This is a genomic window from Burkholderia sp. AU45274, from assembly GCF_030482505.1.
Lineage (GTDB): Bacteria > Pseudomonadota > Gammaproteobacteria > Burkholderiales > Burkholderiaceae > Burkholderia.
On record NZ_JAUJQE010000003.1, the window covers coordinates 136,004 to 159,823 of the forward strand.

The 23,820-nt window shown below is 68.3% G+C and carries 23 protein-coding genes; 15 read left to right on the forward strand and 8 right to left on the reverse strand.

The features are described 5' to 3' along the window. Nucleotides 1-19: 19 nt before the first annotated feature. The 5 genes from QZM35_RS13405 to QZM35_RS13425 all read right to left on the reverse strand — a co-directional run bounded on the left by QZM35_RS13405 (nt 20) and on the right by QZM35_RS13425 (nt 8,679). Nucleotides 20-2,299 carry an FdhF/YdeP family oxidoreductase gene (locus tag QZM35_RS13405; RefSeq protein WP_089429591.1) on the reverse strand — a complete coding sequence of 760 codons (2,280 nt, stop codon included), beginning with the start codon at nt 2,297-2,299 and terminating at the stop codon, nt 20-22. Between the two features lie 126 nt (nt 2,300-2,425). Then, nucleotides 2,426-5,275 carry an ATP-dependent Clp protease ATP-binding subunit gene (locus QZM35_RS13410; protein WP_301776113.1) on the reverse strand — a complete coding sequence of 950 codons (2,850 nt, stop codon included), beginning with the start codon at nt 5,273-5,275 and terminating at the stop codon, nt 2,426-2,428. Between the two features lie 633 nt (nt 5,276-5,908). Next, a complete protein-coding gene (locus tag QZM35_RS13415; RefSeq protein ID WP_089433638.1) occupies nt 5,909-6,178 on the reverse strand; it encodes a hypothetical protein in 270 nt (89 codons plus the stop codon). Between the two features lie 104 nt (nt 6,179-6,282). Further along, nucleotides 6,283-7,098 carry a family 1 encapsulin nanocompartment shell protein gene (locus QZM35_RS13420; protein ID WP_089433639.1) on the reverse strand — a complete coding sequence of 272 codons (816 nt, stop codon included), beginning with the start codon at nt 7,096-7,098 and terminating at the stop codon, nt 6,283-6,285. A 513-nt stretch (nt 7,099-7,611) separates the two neighbouring features. Then, nucleotides 7,612-8,679 (reverse strand): Dyp-type peroxidase, encoded by a 1,068-nt coding sequence (locus tag QZM35_RS13425; RefSeq protein ID WP_301776114.1) that lies wholly within the window; start codon nt 8,677-8,679, stop codon nt 7,612-7,614. Nucleotides 8,680-9,043: 364 nt separating this feature from the next. Here QZM35_RS13425 and QZM35_RS13430 point away from each other — a divergent pair, with 364 nt between their 5' ends. The 6 genes from QZM35_RS13430 to QZM35_RS13455 all read left to right on the forward strand — a co-directional run bounded on the left by QZM35_RS13430 (nt 9,044) and on the right by QZM35_RS13455 (nt 12,724). Continuing rightward, complete coding sequence (locus QZM35_RS13430; protein ID WP_089433640.1) at nt 9,044-9,424, forward strand: LysR family transcriptional regulator; 381 nt, start codon at nt 9,044-9,046, stop codon at nt 9,422-9,424. Beyond that, nucleotides 9,421-9,870 carry a phosphate-starvation-inducible protein PsiE gene (locus QZM35_RS13435; RefSeq protein WP_089476056.1) on the forward strand — a complete coding sequence of 150 codons (450 nt, stop codon included), beginning with the start codon at nt 9,421-9,423 and terminating at the stop codon, nt 9,868-9,870. The genes QZM35_RS13430 and QZM35_RS13435 overlap by 4 nt, the downstream gene beginning before the upstream one ends. Nucleotides 9,871-9,920: 50 nt before the next feature. Beyond that, complete coding sequence (locus tag QZM35_RS13440) at nt 9,921-10,118, forward strand: hypothetical protein (RefSeq protein WP_089429598.1); 198 nt, start codon at nt 9,921-9,923, stop codon at nt 10,116-10,118. A gap of 67 nt (nt 10,119-10,185) precedes the next feature. Beyond that, nucleotides 10,186-10,617 carry a DUF1269 domain-containing protein gene (locus QZM35_RS13445; protein ID WP_301776115.1) on the forward strand — a complete coding sequence of 144 codons (432 nt, stop codon included), beginning with the start codon at nt 10,186-10,188 and terminating at the stop codon, nt 10,615-10,617. A 34-nt stretch (nt 10,618-10,651) separates the two neighbouring features. Beyond that, a complete protein-coding gene (locus QZM35_RS13450) occupies nt 10,652-10,906 on the forward strand; it encodes a hypothetical protein (RefSeq protein WP_089429600.1) in 255 nt (84 codons plus the stop codon). 393 nt (nt 10,907-11,299) lie between these two features. Further along, nucleotides 11,300-12,724 (forward strand): PLP-dependent aminotransferase family protein, encoded by a 1,425-nt coding sequence (locus QZM35_RS13455; RefSeq protein WP_069249479.1) that lies wholly within the window; start codon nt 11,300-11,302, stop codon nt 12,722-12,724. Between the two features lie 43 nt (nt 12,725-12,767). On the opposite strand, the gene QZM35_RS13460 is transcribed toward QZM35_RS13455, so the two are convergent. After that, nucleotides 12,768-13,928, reverse strand: coding sequence for an NAD-dependent formate dehydrogenase (locus QZM35_RS13460; protein WP_174970820.1), 1,161 nt, complete (start codon nt 13,926-13,928; stop codon nt 12,768-12,770). Nucleotides 13,929-14,163: 235 nt separating this feature from the next. Here QZM35_RS13460 and QZM35_RS13465 point away from each other — a divergent pair, with 235 nt between their 5' ends. Both QZM35_RS13465 and QZM35_RS13470 read left to right on the forward strand, forming a co-directional pair. Further along, nucleotides 14,164-15,696 (forward strand): FAD-dependent oxidoreductase, encoded by a 1,533-nt coding sequence (locus QZM35_RS13465; RefSeq protein ID WP_301776116.1) that lies wholly within the window; start codon nt 14,164-14,166, stop codon nt 15,694-15,696. Nucleotides 15,697-15,733: 37 nt separating this feature from the next. Beyond that, the gene (locus tag QZM35_RS13470; protein ID WP_089449437.1) at nt 15,734-16,111 is read left to right on the forward strand and encodes a DUF5594 family protein; all 378 of its coding nucleotides are present in this window, start codon (nt 15,734-15,736) and stop codon (nt 16,109-16,111) included. Between the two features lie 38 nt (nt 16,112-16,149). Here QZM35_RS13470 and QZM35_RS13475 read toward each other — a convergent pair whose 3' ends face one another. Then, a complete protein-coding gene (locus QZM35_RS13475) occupies nt 16,150-16,368 on the reverse strand; it encodes a DUF6566 family protein (protein WP_011349700.1) in 219 nt (72 codons plus the stop codon). Between the two features lie 134 nt (nt 16,369-16,502). On the opposite strand from QZM35_RS13475, the gene QZM35_RS13480 reads away from it, so the two are divergent. The 4 genes from QZM35_RS13480 to QZM35_RS13495 all read left to right on the forward strand — a co-directional run bounded on the left by QZM35_RS13480 (nt 16,503) and on the right by QZM35_RS13495 (nt 21,823). Further along, a complete protein-coding gene (locus QZM35_RS13480; RefSeq protein WP_089429605.1) occupies nt 16,503-17,141 on the forward strand; it encodes a MarC family protein in 639 nt (212 codons plus the stop codon). 45 nt (nt 17,142-17,186) lie between these two features. Continuing rightward, nucleotides 17,187-17,651 (forward strand): DUF1269 domain-containing protein, encoded by a 465-nt coding sequence (locus QZM35_RS13485; RefSeq protein ID WP_089429606.1) that lies wholly within the window; start codon nt 17,187-17,189, stop codon nt 17,649-17,651. A 460-nt stretch (nt 17,652-18,111) separates the two neighbouring features. After that, on the forward strand, nt 18,112-19,479 hold the full coding sequence (locus QZM35_RS13490; protein WP_301776117.1) for a sigma-54 dependent transcriptional regulator: 1,368 nt from the start codon (nt 18,112-18,114) through the stop codon (nt 19,477-19,479). A gap of 37 nt (nt 19,480-19,516) precedes the next feature. After that, entirely contained in the window at nt 19,517-21,823 is a 2,307-nt protein-coding gene (locus tag QZM35_RS13495) for an ATP-binding protein (protein ID WP_301776118.1), read from the forward strand. Between the two features lie 109 nt (nt 21,824-21,932). Here the strand turns inward: QZM35_RS13495 and QZM35_RS13500 are convergent, their stop codons facing one another. Further along, the gene (locus tag QZM35_RS13500; protein ID WP_089433646.1) at nt 21,933-22,364 is read right to left on the reverse strand and encodes a CBS domain-containing protein; all 432 of its coding nucleotides are present in this window, start codon (nt 22,362-22,364) and stop codon (nt 21,933-21,935) included. 201 nt (nt 22,365-22,565) lie between these two features. Between QZM35_RS13500 and QZM35_RS13505 the strand changes: the two genes are divergently transcribed. From QZM35_RS13505 to QZM35_RS13515, 3 genes are all read left to right on the forward strand, one after another. Further along, nucleotides 22,566-22,838: a hypothetical protein gene (locus QZM35_RS13505; protein WP_301776119.1), complete on the forward strand. Its 273-nt coding sequence runs from the start codon at nt 22,566-22,568 to the stop codon at nt 22,836-22,838. Beyond that, nucleotides 22,835-23,140 carry a hypothetical protein gene (locus tag QZM35_RS13510; protein WP_089433648.1) on the forward strand — a complete coding sequence of 102 codons (306 nt, stop codon included), beginning with the start codon at nt 22,835-22,837 and terminating at the stop codon, nt 23,138-23,140. Before QZM35_RS13505 ends, QZM35_RS13510 begins: the two co-directional genes overlap by 4 nt. A 161-nt stretch (nt 23,141-23,301) precedes the next feature. Beyond that, nucleotides 23,302-23,610, forward strand: coding sequence for a hypothetical protein (locus tag QZM35_RS13515; protein ID WP_089429612.1), 309 nt, complete (start codon nt 23,302-23,304; stop codon nt 23,608-23,610). The last annotated feature ends 210 nt before the right edge of the window (nt 23,611-23,820 follow it).

A 23,820-nucleotide genomic window follows, 5' to 3' on the forward strand; every position in this document is an offset into this window, starting at 1 on the left:
ACGGTGGCCCGTTAGTACGTCAGACCACCGCCGAGCGCGCGACGCGCACCGGCACCGACTTGTACGACGGCGTGCCGCTTTCCTTGTCGATGTAGTCGAGCGGCACGAGCACGTTCGCTTCCGGGTAGTACGCGCCGACCGACCCCGGCGCGATGTCGTACTCGATCGCGGTGATCTTCTCGAGGCGCAGCGCGCGACCCGATGCGGTGACCGTCTCGATGTCGACGAGGTCGCCGTGTTCGAGCCCGTACTTCGCGAGATCGGCAGGGTTCATGAACAGCACGTCGCGCCGGCCGAACACGCCGCGATAGCGGTCGTCGAGCCCGTAGATCGTCGTGTTGTACTGGTCGTGGCTGCGCAGCGTGATCAGCCGCAGCACCTGCTCGGCGCCGAGCACGTCGGCGTCCTCCTTTACGCCCTTGTAGACCGAGAACATCGCCTTGCCGGTCGGCGTCGGCCACACGCGCTCGGTGGGCGGCAGCGGCAGGCGGAAGCCGCCCGGCGTGCGGATGCGCTCGTTGAACGCCTCGAAGCCGGATACCGTTTTGTCGATCAGGTCGCGGATGCGGTCGTAGTCGGCGATCAGGTCGAGCCACGCGACCTTGCTGGCCGGCAGCGTCGCATGCGCGATGCCCGCGACGATCGCCGGCTCCGAGCGCAGCTGGTCGGACGCAGGCTTGAGCTTGCCGGCCGACGCGTGAACCATCGACATCGAATCCTCGACGGTGATCGACTGCCGGCCGGTGGCCTGCATGTCGAGCTCGGTGCGGCCGAGCACCGGCAGGACGAACGTTTCCTTCGCGACCAGCAGGTGCGAGCGGTTCAGCTTGGTGCCGAGATGCACGCTCAGGTCGAGCTTCGCCATCGCCGGGAACGACTGTTCCGGATCGGGCAGCGCGACCGCGAAGTTGCCGCCGAGGCACAGCAGCGCCTTCGCGGTGCCGTCGATCATTGCCTGCATCGCCTGCACGGCGTCATGCCCGTGATGCGCGGGCGGCGTGAAGCCGCACACGTCCTCGATCTTCTTCAGGAACTCGGCCGACGGCTTCTCGGTGATGCCGACCGTGCGGTTGCCCTGCACGTTCGAGTGGCCGCGCAGCGGGCACACGCCGGCGCCGGGCTTGCCGATGTTGCCGCGCATCAGCAGCAGGTCGGCGATCAGGCGGACGGTTGCGGTGCCCTTGTTGTGCTGCGTGACGCCCATCCCGTACGTGACGATCGTCGCGTTCGACTTCGCGTACGCGAGCGCGACCTGTTCGAGCTGCGCCTGGCTGAGCCCGCTCGCGCGCTCGATGTCGTCCCACGACGTGGCTTCGAGGTCGGCCGAGAACGCGTCGAAGCCGTTGGTGTGCTGCGCGATGAAGTCGCGGTCGAGCACGTTGCCGCGCTCGGCTTCGAGCTGCAGCAGCGCCTTCATGATGCCCTTCAGCGCGGCCGCGTCGCCGCCGGCGTCGACCTGGTAGTACGTCGATGCGATGCGGGTCGAGCCGAACGACGCCATCTCGATCATGTCCTGCGGATCGGCGAAGCGTTCGAGCGCGCGCTCGCGCAGCGGGTTGAACACGATGATCGGCACGTTGCGGCGCGCGCACTCGTGCAGCGTGCCCATCATCCGCGGGTGGTTCGTGCCGGGGTTGTGGCCGATCGAGATGATCAGCTCGCAGTGGTCGAAATCCTCCAGCGATACGGTGCCCTTGCCGATGCCGATCGACTGCGGCAGGCCGACGCTGGTCGGCTCGTGGCACATGTTCGAGCAGTCGGGGAAGTTGTTGGTGCCGAGTTCGCGCGCGAACAGCTGGTACAGGTACGCGGCTTCGTTCGACGCGCGGCCGGACGTATAGAACTCGACCTGGTCGGGCGGCAGCGCGCGCAGCACTTCGCCGATGCGCGCGAACGCGTCGTCCCATTCGATCGCGCGGAACGTGTCGGTCGCGCGATCGTAGACGAGCGGATGCGTGAGCCGGCCCATGTTCTCCAGTTCGTAGTCCGACATGCGCAGCAGCGACGACACGGTGTTCGCCGCGAAGAACTCGGGCGTCACGCGCTTGGTCGTCGCTTCCCACGTGACGGCCTTCGCGCCGTTCTCGCAGAACTGGAACGTCGACTTGTGTTCCTTGTCGGGCCAGGCGCAGCCGGGGCAGTCGAAGCCGTCGGGCTGGTTGGTCCGCATCAGCACGATCGGCGCCTCGATGGTTTCCATTTGCGTGCGCACCGCATCGGCTGTCGCGCGAAGCGCGCCCCAACCACCGGCGGGCCCGTCGTACTTCCTGATGCCTGGCACTTCGCGTCGATTTGTCATGTTGAATCTCCATCAGCCTTACCCGGTGCGGGCGGCTCGGTTTGCGCCGTGTCGCGGCGTGGGGCGGCTCCGTCCGGTGGACGGAGCCGGTCATGCATGCCCCGGGCGTGCGGGGCATGCTGTTTTTCAGTGCGCGTCCTTCTTCGCGCCCGACGACTTCTTGCCGGACGCTTTCGCGGCAGGCGCGGGCGGCGGGGCGTCGGCGGGCGTGTCACCCGTCTTCACATCGTCGCTGGCCTTGGCCGCCTTGCCGTTCGGTTTCGCCTTGCCGTCGGCGTCCTTCTTCGCGTCCCTGGTCTCCTTCGCTTCAGGCGCGGCGAGCTTGGTGAACTTCACTTCGTCGCTGGCCTTGTCGTAGTCGACCTCGCACCGGTCGCCCGACTTCAGCCGGTCGGCGAGGATCTCCTTCGCGAGCCGGGTCTCGATGGTCTGGCGGATCTGGCGCTTCAGCTCGCGTGCGCCGAACTCCGGCTGGTAGCCGGCTTCGGTCAGGTGCTCGACGAGCGAATCGCCCATCACGAGCGTGATGTCCTGCGCGGCGGCGGTGCGCACCACGCGGTCGAGCTGGATCTGCACGATCGCGCGGATGTTCTCCTTCGACAGCGCGTGGAAGACGATCACCTCGTCGATCCGGTTCAGGAACTCGGGGCGGAAATGGCCCTTCAGCACCTGCATCAGTTCCTCGCGGATCGCCTTGTCGGTCTTGCGCGCGGCTTCCGGCTGCGTGAGGTTGTCCATGATGATCGCGGCGCCGAGGTTGCTCGTCGCGATGATGATCGTGTTGCTGAAGTCGACCACGCGGCCCTTGCCGTCGGTCAGGCGGCCGTCGTCGAACACCTGCAGCAGCACGTTGTAGACGTCCGGATGCGCCTTCTCGATCTCGTCGAGCAGGATCACGCTGTATGGGCGGCGCCGCACGCGCTCGGTGAGCTGGCCGCCTTCGTCGTAGCCGACGTAGCCGGGCGGCGCGCCGATCAGCCGCGCGACCGCGTGCCGCTCCATGTACTCGGACATGTCGATGCGGATGATCGCCTGCTCGTCGCCGAACACGGTCTCGGCCAGCGCCTTCGCGAGCTCGGTCTTGCCGACGCCCGTCGGCCCGAGGAACAGGAACGTCGCGATCGGACGGTGCGTCTGGCCGAGCCCCGCGCGCGACAGCCGCACGGCATCGCTGACGGCCACCACCGCGTCGCTCTGGCCGACCACGCGCTCGCGCAGCTGCTCTTCCATCTTCAGCAGCTTCTGGCGTTCTTCCTGCGTGAGTTCGGAAACCGGGATGCCGGTGAGCCGCGACACGACCTCGGCCACCGATTCGACGGTGACCTCGAGCGTTTCGGAGCCCGTCTTGCGCTGCCACGCCTCCATCTTCTCGTCGACGGATTTCTGCTTCGCGTTGATCTGCTCCTCGAACTGCTTCGCTTCGTCGAAGCGCTTGCGCGACGTGGCGTAGTCCTGCTCGCGCTTCAGTTGCGCGATCTGCGCTTCGCCTTCCTGGATGTCGACCGGGCGCGAGGTCGCGCCGATCCGCACGCGCGCGGCGGCCTGGTCGATCAGGTCGATCGCCTTGTCGGGCAGGAAGCGCGACGTGATGTAGCGATCGGCGAATTCCGCGGCCGCGACGAACGCGTCGTCGGCGAACGTCACCTGGTGGTGCGCCTCGAGGCTGTCGCGCAACCCGCGCAGGATCACGATCGTCTGCTCGACGCTCGGCTCCGGCACGAACACCGGCTGGAAGCGCCGTTCGAGCGCGGCATCCTTCTCGATGTACTTCTGGTATTCGTTGAGCGTCGTCGCGCCGATCAGGCTCAGCTCGCCGCGTGCGAGCGCGGGTTTCAGCACGTTCGCGATGTCGAGGCCGCCTTCGCCGCCGCCCTGGCCGGCACCGACGATCGTGTGCAGCTCGTCGATGAACAGGATCAGTTCGTCCTGCTTCGCAGTGACTTCGTCGATCAGCTGCTTCGCGCGCTCCTCGAACTCGCCGCGATACTTCGCGCCGGCCACCATCGAGTTGATGTTGACTTCGACGAGCCGCTTGTCGCGCAGCACCTCGGGCACGTCGCCGTTGACGATCCGCTGCGCGAGCCCTTCGACGATCGCCGTCTTGCCGACGCCCGGCTCGCCGATCAGCACCGGGTTGTTCTTCTTGCGACGTGCGAGCACCTCGATCGTGCTCTCGATTTCCTGCGCACGGCCGAGCACCGGGTCGAGCTTGCCCTGGCGCGCGATCGCGGTGAGGTCGCGGCCGAACTTGTCGAGGTTCGGCGTGCCGGTCGGCGCATCGACGCGGCCGTCCTCGGCGCCTTTGCCGACCACCTTCACGACCTTCTGGCGCAGCGCCTCGGGCGTCACGCCGTATTTCTTCAGCAGCGTGCCGGCGACGCTGTCCGGCACCGACGCGAGCCCGATCAGCAGGTGCTCGGGGCCGATGTACGAGTGGCCGAGATCGCGCGACGCCTGGAATGCGTACTGCACGGCCTTCTTCACGCGCGGCGAGATCGACAGCTTGTCGAGCGGCGCATCGGGATCGGCCGTGCCGGTGTGCGCATGCGCGTCGATGTACGACTTGATGTCCTCCGGCGACAGCTTCAGTTCCTTCAGCAGCGCGGCGCACACGTCGGTGTCCGCGAGCGCGTACAGCAGGTGTTCGGAATCGAGCTCGCTGCGGCGCAGCTCGTGCGCCTTCTCGGCCGCGCGTTGCAGCAGCTCCAGCGTCTGCTCGCTGAACGCGTCGGTCGGGTCGACCGATTCGCGCGGAATCTCGGCGGCGAGCGGCGATTCGTCGTCGAGCCCGCCGAACAGCGACGACGAGCCGCCACCGCCGAGCAGCGAATCGAACGGGTTCAGCATGCTCTGATGCCGCATCAGCTGACGGAAGTGGTAATCGCAGATCGAGATCGTCTTGCGCTCGCCGTCCTGCATCACGGTTGCGCGCGCGACGGCGGGCCGCGCGTGGCAGATATCGCAAAGTGCGGGCATGGTGGTCTGGCTCCTGTCGGTGAAAGTGGGTCGAAGGGTGAAGTCCCGATGCGGTGCGGCGCTTGGGCGCTTCCGACCGCGAACGCACGACACGCGGCACGGCGGCGCGCGGGCGGCACCGGTGCGGTCACGCAGCGCGCGTCGGCGTCGTGCACGGTCGCGGTCAGGGCGGCAAGCGTGCGTGCCGGGAGGAGCCCACGGCATCGCTTCGACTGCGTTCAAAATAGCGAATCGGCGGAGGCTATCCAAGGCACAGTTCTGCACCGGCCCGGCCGTGAATTGCACCCTCGCATGCGCGCGCGCACGGGCGGCAAGGAGTACAGACGGGCGGGCGCACGGCGCCACGGGCGTGCGCGGCGTGCGCGGCGTGTGATGACAGGAAGCGGAAGCGGGCGGCGCGCGAACGGATCGCGGTGCGACATCGGCGCGCAGGGCGCCGGTTATCGGGGGATCAAAGGCAGCACGGATGGGGCGGCGCGACGGAAGCGCGGCAGGGGGCGCGGCACGGGGCGCGTGCCGCGAGCGGCCAAGCGCCACCACGCACGCACCGCAGACGATGCGTGTGGGGCGGCCGCTGGCGAGGGCGGGTTGCACGGTCCGGGCCGGACACGTCGCAACCGTGGCGTGCCGCGGTCAGTCCGGGAGGGGCATCGCCAGCCGCTGCCGGGCGATCCGCTTCACGTCCTTCGACAGTGCCGCATCCGGCAGGCCATTGGCCCAGACGGAGAACGAATCCTCGATCAGGTTGCGCGTGTCGGGCGGCAACTCCGCCAGGACCAGCGACAAGACGGTGAACAGCACGGCGGTGTCGCCGGCCTGGCTGCTCGCGTTCGCGTCGACCGCCTGCTTCAGGTGGTCGACCGACGCCTGCAGCGCCTGCAATGCCTCATTCGACTCGCTCATCACACACTCCATGCAAGATGGGTTTGATCGGCGACGAACATGCGGCCGGCGGGGCGGCCGCTCGCGCGCGACACCCGGCGGGCATCGCGCGCGGGCAACCGCGGTCAGGCCGCCGTGCCGGCCTGCGGCGCCACGGCCACCGATGCTTCGCTCGTGAGCATCAGGAACGTGAACGTTTCGCGCAGGTACAGGCGGACGACCTTGTCGGTATGGCTCGTGTAGCCGATCGATACGTCTTCCCCGAGGTGCAGCTCGTAATCGCCGCCGCGCGTGGACAGCACGCAGCCGCCGCTGATCGCCGGCGCCCAGATGATCTCGCCGCTGACGATTCGCTTGATATGGCCGAGGACCGGATAGCCCTGGTCGCGCGCTTCGCTGAGCGCCGTGTACGCATCCGAGCCGAGCACGACCGAGTACGGGCCGTCGACGCCGGCAAGCCGCAATGCCTCGAGCGCGTCGCTGATCGCGTCGGGGTAGGCGGCGACGTCCGCCGGCAGCGTGAGCTTGCGGTTCGACGTGCCTTCGCGGATGCCGAGAATGCCGGCGGCCGGGTAGCCGTCGAAAATCGCGCCGTCTTCGGCGAACGCGAGCCGCTGCGCGGCGTCCTTCGCCGGTTGCCAGTCGGCGTCGCGCGCGCCGCGCTCGACGCTGTCGATCGCATCGCGGCTCAACTCGAACGGCACCGTCAGCTCGACGATCGTGCGGACTTCGCGCAGCCGCGCATTCACCAGCTCGCGCGGGGCGGCGACGTCGACGAGGTGCCCGGTGCCGACGGCCGACAGCTCGGGGCCTTCGGGGCCGTCGACATCGACGACGCGGCGGCCGGCCACCGATCGTTTGAACGTGCGTGCCACTTCCTCCTCGATTTGCTCCCAGGCGGAGGACGAGATCGGGGCGAGTTCGCGGTGCAGGTTATTCATGGGTTTGGGTTGCCTCACGTCAGCGAAAACACTTCATGGTGGCCGATCGGCTGACGGACTGCGTCTGGGCCCGGCAGGCCGATCGAGGACGAAATGCATATTAGCAGGCTCTATTGACACCGCTGCAGCACAAATCGAAACGACACGCTGCGGTGGCGCAACTGTTCTGCAATTCACGTGCGGGGAGAGGGTGTGCGCTTGTGCTGCACGCCGCGACGGATGGCGATACCCGGGGGCGCGCCGGCGCCCGCGTCGCTCGGGCCGGGCTCGACGGCGTGCCGAACCCTTGGCGGCCGACGGCCGATCGCGTGTCGTGCATTCTTACGAACATTCATCCGGCAGGGGTTCCGGACGCCGGGGCTCGGCCGCGTTCAGTTGCCGGGGCCGAGCCCGGATGAATCATAGGCGCAGTCTATTGAAGCTTCGCAACGAGTGAAGGGCGTGCATGGCGCCACCATGCGTCTCGTCCGGCGCGGGGTAGGCGCGCCGGACTGCCCTTGGTGATGATGTGCGTTACGACGGCACGCCTTTCAGCGAGCCGATCGTCAGCGAGCCGTCGCGATGCGGCGCGGAGGATGCCGGTTCCGGTTCCGGCTCCACGGCGTCGGCGGCCGGCGCCGCGCGATCGGCGAGCGCTTCGAGCAGGTCGGCGGACGGCACGAAGAACAGCGAGCCGGTGACCGCGCGGCTGTAGTCGAGCAGGCGGTCGTAGTTGCCGGGCGGGCGGCCGACGAACATGTTCTCGAGCATCTGCTCGATCGGCGCCGGCGAACGGGCATAGCCGATGAAGTAGGTGCCGAATTCGCCCGCACCCGGGCGCCCGAACGGCATGTTGTCGCGCAGGATCTTCACTTCCTGGCCGCCCTCGTCGAGCGTGGTCAGCGAGCTGTGCGAGCACGACGGCTTCACGTCCGGCGCGAGCTCGATGTCGGCGAGCTTGGTGCGGCCGATGATGCGCTCCTGCGTCTCGACCGCGAGCGCGTTCCAGCCGGCCATGTCGTGCAGGTACTTCTGCACGATCACGTAGCTGCCGCCGGCGAATTCCGCGTCCTCGTCGCCGATCACCGTGAAGTCGACCGCCGCGCGGCCTTCCGGGTTCTCGGTGCCGTCGACGAAGCCGATCATCGCGCGCTGGTCGAAATTGCGGAAGCCGTGCACCTCGTCGACGACCGTGACGGCATCGCCGAGCGCGCCGAGCAGCTGCGTCGCGAGTTCGAAGCACAGGTCCATCGCTTCCGCGCGAATGTGCAGCAGGATGTCGCCCGGCGTCGCGACCGCGACGCGCTGGCCCGCGCCGAATTCACGGAACGGATGCAGCGCGGCGGGGCGCGGGTTGCCGAACAACGCATCCCACGCGTCGGCGCCGAAGCCGCACACGCAGGTGAGGTTGCCGCCCGGCACGCGCTTGCCGACCGAGCGCACGAGCGCGGCGATGTCGCCGCACCATGAGCGGATCGTGTCGGCGTGATCGGCGCCGGGATTGATCGTCGCCACGAGGAAGATCGCGCTGCGCGTGATCGTGCTGTGAACGTTTTGGGGGAGCGGGGGAGGTGTCTGCATCGTGGGCTGCCGGTCAGTCATGTCGGGACGGAAGTGCCGTGGCGCGCGAGGGCGAACGGTTGAACTGTGTCATGCGACTGTTCTCTTTGTGTCACGCGGATGAAGGACGCAGTGCGGGCATCCCGCAACGGGCCGCAGCGGTGGCGGCCGCACGGGGCGCGCGACCTGCCTGCCCCGCGTGACGTCGTCGAGCAAGCAATCTAGCAGCTTCGACCGGTCTTTGGAACACGAATCGCCAAACTGTCATGCGAATCCGTCAAACAGGGCCGGATTTTGGCCGGCGCCCGCTCAGCTGTACTCCTGGCCCATGCGGCGCTGTGCTCTTGAGCGTGCGTGCGGCGTGCAGTAGATTAGGTCCCGCTGCGCCGCCACGAGGAGCGTCATCATGAACCTGCTGGAAGCGATGCGTGTGTATGTCGCGGTGGTCGAGCATGGCGGCCTGTCCGGTGCGGCGTCCGAGCTGCAACTCGACGAAGCGCAGGTGAGCGAACGGATCGACGGCCTCGAACGGTATCTCGGCTGCCGCCTGCTGCTGTGCCGCGACCACGACGACGTCGCCTGCACCGATGCGGGTGACGCGTTCCACGTGTGCTGCCGCCGGACGCTGTCCGCGGTCGAGCAGGCGACCGGCGCGGCCGGCCCGCGTGTGCAGGACAGGCCGGATCGGCCCGACGCGCACGATGCCGTGCATGCCGCCGCGCGCGACGCGACGTTCCCGCCGCCGCCCGGCGCCGCTCATGCCTCAACCCAGCGACTGTCACCTTGAATACGACCTCCATTCCCTGCTCGCCCGCCGAGCGCATCCGCCGCCGCTTCGGCCATTTCCTTCACGCGGCCGAACTGGCCGGACTGATCGTGATCGGGCTCGCGACCGCGTTCGCGATGGCGCAGGAAGCGTGGAAGGTCGTGCTCGCGGGCGAGGTGTCGCTGACCGACCTGCTGCTGATGTTCCTGTATCTCGAAGTGCTCGCGATGGACGTGCGCTACCTGCGGCTCGGCCGCTTGCCCGTGCGGTTTCCGCTGTTCATTGCGATGACGTCGCTCGCGCGCGACCTGATACTGCGCGGCGCAACCGACAGCCCCGAGCGGATGCTGATGACGACGGTCGGGATCGTGCTGCTCGCCGTCGGCGTGCTGATCCTGAGTTTCGGCCAGCACCGCTTCCCGGCCGACGTCGCCGATGTCGAGGACGATGCGCAGGCGCGCCGGTAACGCGCGGCCGGCCGCATGCATTTTCGCTGTCCCTGCAAGGAGGGAGCCGGATGAGCACACATTCCGTTGAATCGAAGCGGGCGATCGAGCTGCAGCACGCGGCGTCGGACGCCTACCGGCTGGCGCGCGACACGCGCGACGCCGATCCGGCGCTCGCCCGCGCGCCCACCGTCACCGGGTTGCAGCGAGAAGCTGCGTACGCCTATGCCGACGCGGCACGTGCACGCGAGGCGGCCATCGGCATCTGAATCGAACCTTGGCGTGCCGCATCGGTTGCGGCGCTGCCACTGACCCTCCCACCGAGCGAGGTATCGCATGACCAAGCAACTGATCGTCGCCGTGTTCGGCACCGTCGACACGGCCCGCCAGGCCGCGAACGATTTCGAGGCGCTGTCGGAGAAGGACGAAGGATTCCACATCGAGAACGGCGGCGTCGTCGAGAAGGACGCGACCGGCAAGCTCGCGGTCCTCCACGCGGAATCGCGGCCGTTCAAGGGCGGCTTGCTCGGCCTGCTCGCCGGGCCGCTCGGCGTGGTCACCGGCATGGCGGCCGGTGCGGGCGCCGGCATTCTCGCGGAAGCGGCCGGCAACGCGCTGCTCGACGGCACGTTCGTCGAGACGGTGGCGGCGCGGCTCGTGCCCGGCAGCGTCGCGATCATCCTGGAAGCGAAGGAGGACACGCCGTTCTCGGTCGACAACGTCGTGACCGGATTCGGCGGCAAGGTGTTTCGCCAGTCGCTCGACTGAGCGTGTCGTCGTCGAACCGTAAAGGGAGAACCGCATGCACATCGAACAATCGTACCGGCGCTTCGACATCACGGCGACGCTGTCGCCGCTGCCCGGCCACGGCAACCGCGCGATCGCGAGCGTCGAGGTGACGACCGACGATCCGGCCCGCCTCGCCGATCTCGGCACCGGGCAATTCCTGCAGATCCGCAAGTGGGTCGAGTCGAACGACATCGCGTTGCTGACGGTGGTGTTCGACGAGTGCAAGGTCGCGATCGATCACTACGCGGACAACGTCGACGACGCTTGAGCGCACGCGGGGCCGGCGCATCAGCCGGCTTCACGTGACTGGCCGCCCGACGGCCGCCGGCAAACCGCGACGACGCACGCCGGCACCGCGCCCGGCGAATGCTTGCCACGCGATCGCGCGGGGCCGTTTGCGGTCGCGTTCGAATCTGTTCACCACGCCGGCCGGATTTCACGTTTCCTCGCCAAACTGTCACTTACATTCGTCGAAATGACGCAGTAGGATGCCGAACCTTGTCTTGATGAGATTCGCATTGCTATCCGCCTTCAATTTCGATAACGGACGAGGTTCGCACCGGGACGCCCGCGCCCGGGCACGGCTATCCGGCTTCGTGCACCGGCGCGGCCATGCCGCCCGTGCATCGCACGCCGGTTCACCGCTGGCGGGGCGAGGCGGATGAAGCTCTACGAGAAATTTGCAAACGACATAGAGAGACTCATCCGGCAGGGCGTATATCGACACGGCGATCGTGTTCCTTCGGTGCGGCAGGCGAGCCAGCAGCACCGGATCAGCATCACGACCGTGCTGCATGCGTATCTGTTGCTGGAAAGCCGCGGGCTGCTGGAGAGCCGGCCGCAGTCGGGCTATTTCGTGAACCTGCGACGCGACGACAGCCATGCGCCGGTGCGCGAGCTGCGGCCGTCGAAGCCGATCGCGATCTCGTCGTCGGTCGACGTGAGCCGGCTCGTGCTGTCGACGCTGCGCTCGATCGGCACCGACGACGCGGTGCCGCTCGGTTCGCCGTACCCGGACCCGAGCCTGTTTCCGTTCGAGAAGCTGAACCGCTACGCGTATGCGGCCGGCCGCGACAAGTCGCTGTGGGGCGTGACGGACGGCTTGCCGCCGGGGCATCCGCGGCTGATCCGGCAGATCGCGCGCCGCTACCTGGAAAACGGGATGTCGGTGGATCCGAACGAGATCATCGTGACGGTCGGCGCGACGGAGGCGATCAACCTGTGCCTGCAGGCGGTCGCGAAACCGGGCGACACGATTGCAGTGGAGTCGCCGACGTTCTACGCGATGCTGCACGCGATCGAGCGGATGGGAATGAAGGCGATCGAGGTCGCGACACATCCGGAATACGGGATCGACATCGCGGCGCTGGCCGCGATCGCGAAGTCGCAGCCGATCGCCGCGTGCATGGTGATGCCGAACTTCCAGAACCCGCTCGGCTTCCAGATGCCGGACGAGCGCAAGCGCGAGCTGGTCGAGTTCGCCGCGAAAGCCGACCTGCCGATCATCGAGAACGGCGTGTACAACGAACTGTACTTCGGCAACATGCATCCGAGCACGCTGAAGTCGTTCGACCGGCACGACATCGTGCTGCATTGCTCGTCGTTTTCGAAGAGCCTGACGGCCGCGTACCGGATCGGCTGGGCGCTGCCGGGCCGCTATCGCGAGCAGGTCGAGAAGCTGAAATTCCTGAACACGCTCGCGACGCCGTCGCTGCCGCAGCTCGCGATTGCCGAGTTTCTCGAACGCGACGGCTACGAGCATCACCTGCGGCGGATTCGCAAGGCCTATGCGCAGCAGGCGAACCTGATGCGCACGATGGTGTCGCGATTCTTTCCGGAGGGCACGCGCATCTCGAGCCCGGCGGGCGGGTACGTGCTGTGGATCGAACTGCCTGCGCAGATCGACGCGATGCGGCTGTACCAGCTTGCGCTGGAGCAGGGGATCACGATCGGGCCCGGCTACATGTTCTCGATCACGGACAGCTACCGGAACTTCATCCGGCTGAACTACAGCAGCCCGTGGTCGCCGGAGATCGAACAGGCGGTGATCGCGGTCGGCAAGCTCGCCGCCTACTGCCTCGACTGAGTGAGCCGCCGCGCGTCGCGTGTCATGCGGCACGCGCGCGGCGTCACGTCAGCCGGTACGACTGCGCGCCCGTTCCCGCGAGCGTGCCGCCGTCGACGATCAGGTATTCGTTGCGGATCGGCTTGCCGTCGAACCAGCACTGCAGGATCTCCAGCGTGCCGGCCGCGTAGCGCGCCTGCGCGGACAGCGACGTGCCCGAGATATGCGGAGTCATCCCGTTGAACGGCATCGTGCGCCACGGGTGATCGGCCGGCGCCGGCTGCGGAAACCACACGTCGCCGCCGTAGCCCGCGAGATGTCCGGACGTGACGGCATTCACGACCGCGTCGCGGTCGACCAGCTTGGCGCGCGCGGTGTTGATCAGGTACGCGCCGCGCTTCATGCGCGCGATCATCGCCGCGTCGAACAGGTGCTCGGTCGACGGGTACAGCGGAATCTGCAGGTTGACGATGTCGACGGCGCTCGCGAGTGACGCGGCATCGGCGTGATACGTGAGCCCGAGTGCCTGCTCGATCGATGCATCGAGCCGGTGGCGTTGCGTGTAGTGCAGCTGCAGCCCGAACGGCTGCAGCCGGCGCAGCACGGCGAGCCCGATGCGCCCCGCGCCGACCGTGCCGAAATGCATCCCTTCGACGTCGTAGCTGCGCGACACGCAATCGGCGATGTTCCAGCCGCCTTGCTGCGCGATCGCATGCGACGGCAAGTAGTTGCGCACCAGCGCGAGCGTCGTCATCACCACGTGCTCGGCCACGCTGATGCTGTTCGAGCCGGTGACTTCGGCGACGGTGATGTGCGCGCGCGCGGCGGCGTCGAGATCGACGTGATCGGAGCCGATGCCGGCCGTCAGCGCGAGCTTCAGCTTCGGCGCGCGGGCGATCCGTTCGGCCGTCAGGTACGCGGGCCAGAACGGCTGCGAGATCACGATGTCCGCTTCGGGCAGCCGGCGCTCGAATTCGGAGTCGGGGCCGTCCTTGTCGCTCGTGACGATCAGCGTGTGGCCGTGCGCTTCCAGATAGGCGCGCAAGCCGAGCGCGCCGGACACCGAGCCGACGAGTTCGCCGGGACGAAAGCCGGGCGGGCCGGCCGGCGTCGGCGCGGTCTGCCCGTCCGCGTAGTGCGTGATGACCGGAATCGCATCGCGCACGTAGCGCGGCGGATAGCCGTCCACGGGATCGGGGTAGAGCACGCACAGGACGGTGGCCATCGGGTAGTACTCCTGGTGACGGGGAGAAGGCGGCACGCGGCTTGCGCGGGAGGCGCGGCGTGCGTCGCGGGCCGCTGCCGTGTTGCGCCGCAACGTTGATGACGTTCTACGCCCGTCATGGATCTCGTACAAGCTACAGTGCGTGTTTGCGTGCGCTGCGGGGACGTCTGTACCTGTTCTTTTCAGGAGGGATGTCGATAATGGGATCGTTACCTGACTTTTCGGGAGCCACGTCATGACTGCAAGCGACGATTCGTCGTCACGCCCCGATCTCACGCAAGGCATCGCGCTCGACGAGCTCGCCGACGGCGCAATGATCGAGGGCCATGTCGGCGATGCAGCGGTGCTGCTCGTGCGCCGCGCCGATGAACTGTTTGCCGTGGGCGCGCAGTGCCCGCACTACGGCGCGCCGTTGGCCGACGGCCTGCTGGAAGGCGACACGATCCACTGCCCGTGGCATCACGCGGCGTTCTGCCTGCGCACCGGCGCGCTGCTGCGCGCGTCCGCGCTCGACGGGCTGCCGTGCTGGCGCGTCGAACGCCGCGACGGCCGCGCCGTCGTGCTCGATGAGCGGCCGGCCGCCGCACCGCCCGGGTTGAATGCCGCCGGACTGCCCGCGTCGGTGGTAATCGTCGGCGGTGGCGCGGCTGCCATCGCGGCCGCGGTGACGCTGCGGCAGGAAGGCTATCCGCATCCCGTCACGCTGCTCACGGCCGATGCCGATCCGCCGTACGACCGGCCGAACCTGTCGAAAGACTATCTCGCCGGCACGGCCGATGCCGACTGGCTGCCGCTGCGTGCGCCGTCGTTCTATGCGGACCATCACATCGACGTGCGGTGCGGCACACGCGTCGTACGCATCGACCCAGCGCAGCAGGCGGTCGAACTGGCCGACGGCAGCCGCGTCGGCTACGGCGCGCTGCTACTTGCAACGGGTGCCGAGCCGAACCGGCTGACCGTGCCCGGCGCGGATCTGCCGCACGTGTGCGTGCTGCGCTCGCGCGCCGATTGCGACGCGCTGATCGGCAAGCTGAAAACGGCGCGTCGCTGCGTCGTGGTCGGCGCGAGCTTCATCGGGCTCGAAGCGGCCGCCGCGCTGCGCACGCGCGGGCTCGACGTGCAGGTCGTCGCGCCCGATGCGCATCCGATGGCGCGCGTGCTCGGCGAAGCGCTCGGCAGCACGATCCAGGCACTGCACGAGTCGCACGGCGTCGTGTTCCATCTCGGTGCGACGCCCGCGCGGATCACGCCGGACAGCGTGACGCTGTCGACCGGCGCCGTGCTGCCGGCCGATCTCGTGGTGGTCGGCATCGGCGTGCATCCGAACGTGGCCCTCGCGCAGGACGCGGGGCTGGCCGTCGACCGAGGCGTGACGGTCGACCGCTTCCTTCAGACGAGTGCGCCCGGCATCTACGCGGCCGGCGACATCGCGCGCTGGCCCGATCCGCTGACGGGCGAGCGGATTCGCGTCGAGCACTGGGTCGTCGCCGAGCGGCAGGGCATCGTCGCCGCGCACAACATGCTCGGGCAGCAGCGGCCGTTCGACGCGGTGCCGTTCTTCTGGAGCCAGCATTACGACCTGACGGTCAACTATGTCGGGCATGCAGAGCAATTCGATCGTGTCGAGATCGATGGCGACCTCGCCGCGCACGATTGCTCGATCGCGTACTGGCGCGGCAACACACGGCTCGCGGTCGCGACGGTTGGCCGCGATCTCGACAGCCTGAAGGCGGAAGCAGCATTCGAGCGGCAGATTGCAGCCGCGTGACAACGGTATGACGACACGATTCGAACCTGGAGGCGCGATGAATCCCGATGTGCGTGCACGTTTCGAAACCGAGTTTGCGCCGCGCATCGCGGCGCGCGTGCTCGGCCTGTATCAGCCTGGCGAAGTGAGAGTGGACGTCGTGCCGCACGACGGGCAGGGCAGCCCGACCTGTGTCGACGTGATCGGCCTCACGTCGACGGTCGGCTTGCCGAACCGGCTGAACGCGCGGCTCGCGTGGCGTGACGATGCGATCGATGCGTTGCTGGCCGAGCCCGACCGCAGCCGCTTCGACCGCTACCTCGCGGCGCTGCCGGTCACGATCGAACGCTGGCAGATGGAGTTGCCGGTCGATTTCAGCACGCGCACCCAGCGCGATCGCGAGATCCTGATCGGCGATCTGGATTTCGATGCGTGAAACGCGCCGTGCGATGCATGCGGATGAGCCGGTTGCCGCTAGCGGTCGCGTGTCTTGATGATCACGCGGCCCTGGTCGATGCCGCCGCGCAGGGCTTCGTCGCACGTGAGCCATTCGGGTGTGACGAGCTCGGGCGCGGGCAGGTCGACCGGCGCGCCGTCGCGGAAGATCCGCACCTGCGCGACCCACGCGCCGTTCGCGTTGCGCGTCGCATCGACGCGAATCTCGTGATCCATGAAGGTGTCGGTGGCTTGCATCGGTCGGGGCCCTCCGTCGTGCGTGAACGCGGTGCGTCGATCGTAGCAGCATGGCGTGCGCCGTGCATCCGGAACGAAACGGAACCTGCGCGCGATTCGACGCACGTGTCGACGCGCGAGACGGGAGCGAACCTGTGGCCTTCGACCTGACGTTTTCCATCAAGGTGTTCGCGGCGCTGTTCGCGATCATGAACCCGATCGCGAACATTCCGGTGTTCCTGTCGCTGACCGAAGGCGCGGCGGACGGCGTGCGCCGCAAGGTCGCGCTGACGGCCGCGATCGGCGTGACGGTCGGCTGCATCGTGTCGGCGGTGGCAGGCGGCGCGATCCTGCATGTGTTCGGCCTGACGATCGACGATTTCCGCCTCGCGGGCGGGCTGCTGGTGCTGCTGATCGCGCTGTCGATGCTGCACGGCGCGCCGAGCCGGCAGCATTCGCCGGGCGACGACGAAGGCGCCGATCCGGCCGCGGCCGAGAGCGTCGCGATCTATCCGCTGACGATCCCGTTGCTCGTCGGCCCCGGCACGATCGCGACGATGATCGTGCTCGGGCATGGCGCGTTCTCGACCGGGCAGGAATTCGCGTTCGCGCTCGGGCTCGCCGCGTTTCTCGTGTTGCTGGCCGTCTCGCTGCTGTCGGCACCGCTGATCGGCCATTACCTGTCGCCGCGCGTGACGGCGGTGACGCAACGGCTGATGGGGATGATTCTCGCGGCGATCGCGATGCAGATGATCGTCGCGAGCCTGAAGGCCGCATTCGGGCTGCCGCACTGAGTGCCGCCCATCTCGAACCGGCCGCCTGATTTCATGGAGTCGTTGATGAATACGTTGATCGTGTTGTCCTATCCCGACCTCGCGGCCGCCCATCGCGCGCTCGCCGAACTCGATACGTTGCGCGACCGGCACGTCGTCGCGCTGTCGGGAGTGGCGATCGTCGAGTGCACGGCCGATGGACAGTTGCGCGCGCATGCGGTCGACCCCGATCGCACGCCGCCCGCGTCGCTGCTCGACAGCGTGGTCGAACATATCGAATCGTCGCTCGACGCATGGCGCGAGAAGCCGGTGGACGACGCACTGATCGACCGCGTCGCGCGCAAGGCGCGCCCCGGCACCGTGTCGCTCGGGCTGGCCGCGACGCAACTCGATATCTACGCGCTGAGCACGGCGCTCGCACCGTTCGGCGGAGACGTGATCGACACGACGCTGTCGATCGACGACGAACTGAAGCTCGTCGAAGCGATCTCGAAAGCGCGCGACGGCGGCAGTCAGGCCTCAACCGACTGACGGTTCGACGAAGCGGATAGAGCGCTCGATGGTCGGCAAGTCACGCGCCAGGGTCTGAATCGAACGCACGCTATCAAGCGGCCACTCTCGTCATCCGAGAATTCCGACATGCGAAAAATCAGATCGGAAAGTTTGACCGCATGGCGCGTCAACGTGCACAAAAGACGGGATCCGGGCGACTTCACGCTACATGATCGCCTTGAAGCGATGGCATTCTTACCGATTGCCGCGCATTGAATCTGGCAATGCAGGTCACGAGGGCGGATAGATTTATTCGATGACCGGCGAAAGCGCGACATGCCTCTCCTATACTCACAGAGACGCTTTTCACGGGAGGACAGCCCATCCGCACGAGTGCATCGATCAAGCCATATCGTCGTGCGACCGACGGCCGGACCTCGCTACAATCCGCCGCGGTCCCGGCAGGCAAGCACGCCGGGCCGCCTCACAAGGAGCCACGATGCCCTACGTCCTGATCGTCGAAGATGACGCCGACACGCGGACGATGCTCGCGGCGCTCGCGCGCACGCAGCAGCTTGCATGCGACACGGCCGCGACGCTCGAGGAAGCGCGCACGCTCGTGTCGACGCATCCCCCCGATCTCGTGCTGTGCGATCTCGTGCTGCCGGACGGCAACGGGATGGATCTGTTCGATGCGTTGCCGAAGCATTCGCACTGCGAAATGGTGCTGACCACCGGCCACGCAAGCCTCGAAACCGCGATCGACGCACTGCGGCGCGGCGCGACCGACTACCTGGTGAAGCCGCTCAACATGCAGCGGCTGAACAGCATCTTCGCGCGCGTGCCGCGCACCACCGCACTGCATGAAGAGATTGCCGAACTGCGTTCGGAGCTGCAGCGCCTCGGCCGTTTCGGCCGCATGCTCGGTAGCTCACCCGCGATGCAGACCGTCTACGACGCGATCGGCCGCGTGGCGCGCACCGAGGCATCGGTCCTGCTGACGGGCGAATCGGGCACCGGCAAGGAGCTCGCCGCGCAGACGGTGCACGACCTGAGCCTGCGCCGCCGCGGCCCGTTCCTCGCGGTGAACTGCGGCGCGATTGCCGCGAACCTCGTCGAGAGCGAGATGTTCGGTCACGACCGCGGCAGCTTCACGGGCGCGGAGCGCCAGCACAAGGGCTTCTTCGAACGCGCAGACGGCGGCACGCTGTTTCTCGACGAGATCACCGAGATGCCGCTCGAGTCACAGGTCAAGCTGCTGCGCGTGCTCGAGACCGGGCGCCTCACGCGGCTCGGCTCGACGCGCGAGATCGATGTCGACGTGCGCATCGTCGCGGCGACCAACCGCGATCCGGAAGCCGCGATGGCCGACGGCAAGCTGCGGCCCGACCTGTTCCACCGGATCAACGTGTTCCCGATCCCGCTGCCGTCGCTGCGCGAGCGCGGCGACGACATCCCGATGCTGGCCGACGCATTCCTGCAGCAGTTCAACGCCGAAAGCGGCCGGAACCTGCGCTTCGCACCGGCCGCGCGCGATGCGCTGAAGACCTATGCGTGGCCCGGCAACGTACGCGAGCTGCGCAACTTCGTGCAGCGCGCGAGCATCTTCTGCGACGCGGACGTGATCGATACGCTGCCGCCGCCGATCATGGACGAACTGTCGAACCTGGCCGATTCGCACGAGGATCGTGTGACCGTGCCGTTCGGCACGTCGCTCGAGGAAGCCGACCGCAAGCTGATCCTCGGCACGATCGCGCAATGCGGGGGCGTGAAGGCGCAGGCGGCCGAGGTGCTCGACGTCAGCCTGAAGACGATCTACAACCGGCTCGCGCAGCTCGAAGACGAAGTGGACAAGCCTGAATCCTGATGCCGCCGCGACCGACCCGCCGGCAGGAGTGTGATCGATGATCGACATTTCGCGGACCCGCGCCGGCAACTACGTCACGGCCGTGATGCTGGTTGCGATCGCCACCGTGCTGCAGGCGCTCGCGATCCGCTTCGGCGGCGTGAACCTGCCGCTCGTCCTCTACTATCCGCTGCTCGCGGGCGCCGCGTGGGCGACGTCGTTCCTGTTCGGGATGGCCTCGACGGTCGTCAGCGGCCTGCTCGTATGGACGCTGTTCCTCTCGGATCCCGCGGCCTATACGCAGCCGCTGCCCGATCGGCTCGTGCGGCTCGGCACCTTCGTGCTGATCTGCGCGCTCGTCTGCGCGATCGCGTCGATGCTGCGCCACGCGCGCTTCACGAGCGATGCGGCGCTACGGCGTGAAGCGGCCGCGCGCCGGCGGCTCGAAGCCGTGCTGCAGGCGTTGCCGCATGGCGTGATCGCCACCGACACGAACGGGCGGCTCACTTACCTCAACGCCGCCGCGGCCGCGCTCGTCGGCTGCCGGCCCGACGATGCGATGGGCCGCGCCGCGCGCGACGTGCTGCGGATCGCCGATCGCGACGGCCGGCGCGTTCAATCGACACCGCTCGATCTCGCGCTCGGCGGCGAGGGTGTCACATCGGATCGCCACTGGCTGCAGGCGGAAGGGAGCGAGCCGGTGCCGATCGTCGAGGTGGCCGCGCCGCTCGGCGATGCGGACGGCAACGTCGACGGCGCCGTGCTGCTGCTGCGCGACGCCGGTGCCGACCGTTCGCGGGCCGATGCGTCGCGGTTGCAGCGCGCGGTCGTCGACGCGTCGCCCGACGCGATCGTCGGCATCGATGGCGACGGCCGCATCGTCAGCTGGAACCCGGCCGCGCAACGCATGTTCGGCTACGACGAAAGCCAGGCGCATGGGCGCATGTTCGAATCGCTGGTGGCGATGCGCTGGCTGAAACGCAAGCCGCTCGTGCAGTCGTTCGACGACATGCACGCGGCGGTCGGGCCGATCGACCTGCTGTGCGTGCGGCGCGACGGCCGGCGCTTCCGGGCGACCGTGTCGGCGGGCCCGGTACGCGGCGACGTGCGTGCCTCCGTCGCGTTGTCGCTGACGCTGCGCGAAGCCGGCGCGCAGCGCCGCCGCGACCTGCGCGCGCAGCGGTCGCTGCAGGGCGCACGCGATGCGCGCGATCAGGCCGATACGTCGAACCGGCTGAAGGACGAACTGCTCGCGACGGTGTCGCACGAGCTGCGCACGCCGCTGAACGTGATCTACGGCTGGGTCGAGGTGCTGCGCAATTCGGGCGACAGCGCGCTGCAGCAGCAGGCGGTCGACGCGATCGACCGCAGCGCGCGTTCGCTCACGCGGATGGTCGGCGACATCCTCGACGCGTCGTCGCTCGCGACCGGCAAGCTGCAGCTCGACGCGCGGCCGGTGGACGTCGTGCGGCTGTTCTCCGATTCGGTCGGCGCGTTCCAGACGGCCGCGTCGTCGGCCGGCATCGTGCTCGAATTCGACTGTGCGGCGTCGACCTGCGTGGTGTCGGGCGATGCCGAGCGTTTGCGGCAGATGCTGTCGAACCTCGTGTCGAACGCGCTCAAGTTCACGCCGTCCGGCGGCAGCGTGACGGTCGGGCTCGCCCGCAACGATGCGCGGGTGGTGCTGACCGTGAGCGACACGGGGCAGGGCATCGTGCCGGCGTTCCTGCCGTACGTGTTCGACATGTTCCGCCGCGCGGAGGATTCGCCGGCGTCGTCGCGGCGCGGGCTTGGCCTCGGCTTGTCGATCGTGCGGCATATCGCCGAGCTGCACGGCGGCGGCGTGACGGTCGAGAGCGCGGGCCGCAATCGCGGCGCGACGTTTACGGTGACGCTGCCGGCCGGCTGGCAACCGGTCGGCGCGATGGCGTGGGGGAATGCGCACGTGGACGGCCATCGCGCCCCGTTGACGCTCGATACGCAACGCATCCTGATCGTCGACGACGATCCGACGACGCGCGAGAGCCTCACCGCCGCGCTGACGACGTTCGGCGCGGCCGTCGCGATCGCGTCGACGGGGCGCGAAGCGCTCGCGGTGGCCGCCGACCTGCGGCCGACCGTCGTGCTGTCCGATCTCGCGATGCCCGACGGCGACGGCTTCTGGCTGCTCGACGCGTTGCGGCGCGCCGTCATGAACGGCGGCGGCGGGCCGCCCGCCATGCGGGTGCTCGCCGTGACCGCGCATGCGGGCGTGGCCGACGAACGCCGCGCGCTCGAGGCCGGGTTCGACGGCTATCTGTGCAAGCCGGTCGACGTGCGCGAACTGGCGGACAAGATCGTGCGCGTGACGAAGCAGGACGGCTGACGCGGCGGCCGTCCGTCATTGCCCTGTTGCGACGGCCCGTTTCGGTGATGCGGGGCCGGCCTCGACCGGCGGCCGGCAGGCTGCATCGCGCGCGGCATGCGATGCGCCATCACGTCCGCTTCGGCTGCGACACGCCTTCGAGCGTGTTCGCGACGTCGTCGCGCGCCGGGCCGGTCGAGCGCGTCGCGATGTCCGCGAGCGACAGCATCCCGACCAGCCGCTTGTCGTGATCGACGACCGGCAGGCGCCGCAACTGCGCATCGGCCATGTAATGCTGGATCTCGTCCAGCGAATCGTCCTCGAAACACCATTCGATCGGGCCCGACGCGACTTCCTGGATCCGCGTCTCCGGCGGCTTGCCGACCGAGATCGCGCGCACCGCGAGGTCGCGGTCCGTCACCATCCCCACCAGCCGGTTGTTGTCGCATACGGGGAGCGCGCCGATGTCGTAGCGCTCCATCAACTGCGCGGCATGGCGGATCGAATCGGTCGGCGCGATGCGCACGACGTCCTGCGACATGATTTCGTTGACGCGATGCATGACGACCTCCTGGCGGGTTGGATGGGGTGATTCCTCTGCGGATTCGGCAAACCGCATGCCGTGCGGCACGCTCGGCTCGTGATTCGCCGGCGCATTTGCGCGGGTTCTGATGCGGCCTTTCGTCATGCGTATCGCGTAATGCCGCCCGTCGCGCGGAACATGTCCTCGAGCGGCGGGGCGATAGGGCATTCCGAATGACGAATGGCGCGTGCGCCTGTGATCCCGGTGCTTTCGCGGCGGCGACGGATCGGTGCGTCGTTCGTGCATTGGCGCGTCATGGCCGGGCCGGGTCGCATCCTTCATGGCAACGCGCCCGCGGACGACGAAGACGCGAACGTTTCCGCAACGACCATGCCCGCGCTCGGCACGCGGCACGCGACTTGCCGTATCGACGGGGAACACGACGAAGATGACGACGACCACGTGCGGCGCGACCCGTGCCGGCTGCGCACACACCACACGGAGGCACGATGACGATTCCAAAACGGCGAGAGGGCGTGCGCTACGAGCTCAACGTTTGCGGTGGCGGGTTCGATTCGGTGAAGAGCCACTTCCAGGAATGGAAGAGCGAACCGCTGATCTACCGGCCCGAGCGCCGGATGTTCGAGGGCAAGGCGGACGTACGGCCGCTCGGGGAGGAGACGTTCGGCTCGACCGAGCCGGCGCGATTCGCGCTGCAGCGTGCGTGCGAGCCCACCGACACGTATGCGCTCGCGGCACGCGTGCGCGACGACGGCCGCGAGCTGTGGCTCGTGATGGCCGCGTACGACGCATAGCGGCGCGCAGGCAGGCATCGCGGCGACCGACGGTGGTCCCAAACGCGCGGCACACCGCGGGACGATGTGCTTGACGCGTGAACGGACGGCACGTGGATTGCGAATTGGCGGGGACCTGCCCAACCGATTCCGCGGCTGCCGCGGATGTCAGGAGGTGTTCGATGAAACCGATCCGCACGATCCGCACGGGCGCATGCCTGCTGGCCGCCGCGTGCGCGCTGGCTGCATGCACGCAACCTGGCCCCTACGGCGCGCGAGGCGCGCCGCCCGCGCCGCCGGGCGCCCACCCGCCGTCGCCGGGCACGACGATGCCCGACGCCAATACGCGTTACGAGACACGGCCGTCGCCGGGCAACACGTTGCCGCCGGGTGCGACCGGTGGCGACCCGGTCGACGTGCCGCCACCGGGCCCGAACGGCACGCCGGGCGACCCGACGCTGCCGGGCACGCCGCCGCCGACGCAGTACTGATACATCCCACAGCCGGCGCGACGCGGGACGGTGCGCGAAACGCGTGCCCAAAACTTGCCGACAGCTTGTAAAAAAGCGGCCCCCGACGCGCTGCAAGACGGGGTACGAACCTGCGCGAGCCGCGACGCGGTGCGATCGCGCCCTCTGGCATGGAAGCTGCATCAATCCTGACCGAATACGAAACGAAACCCGTGAAACGTCAGGAGGACC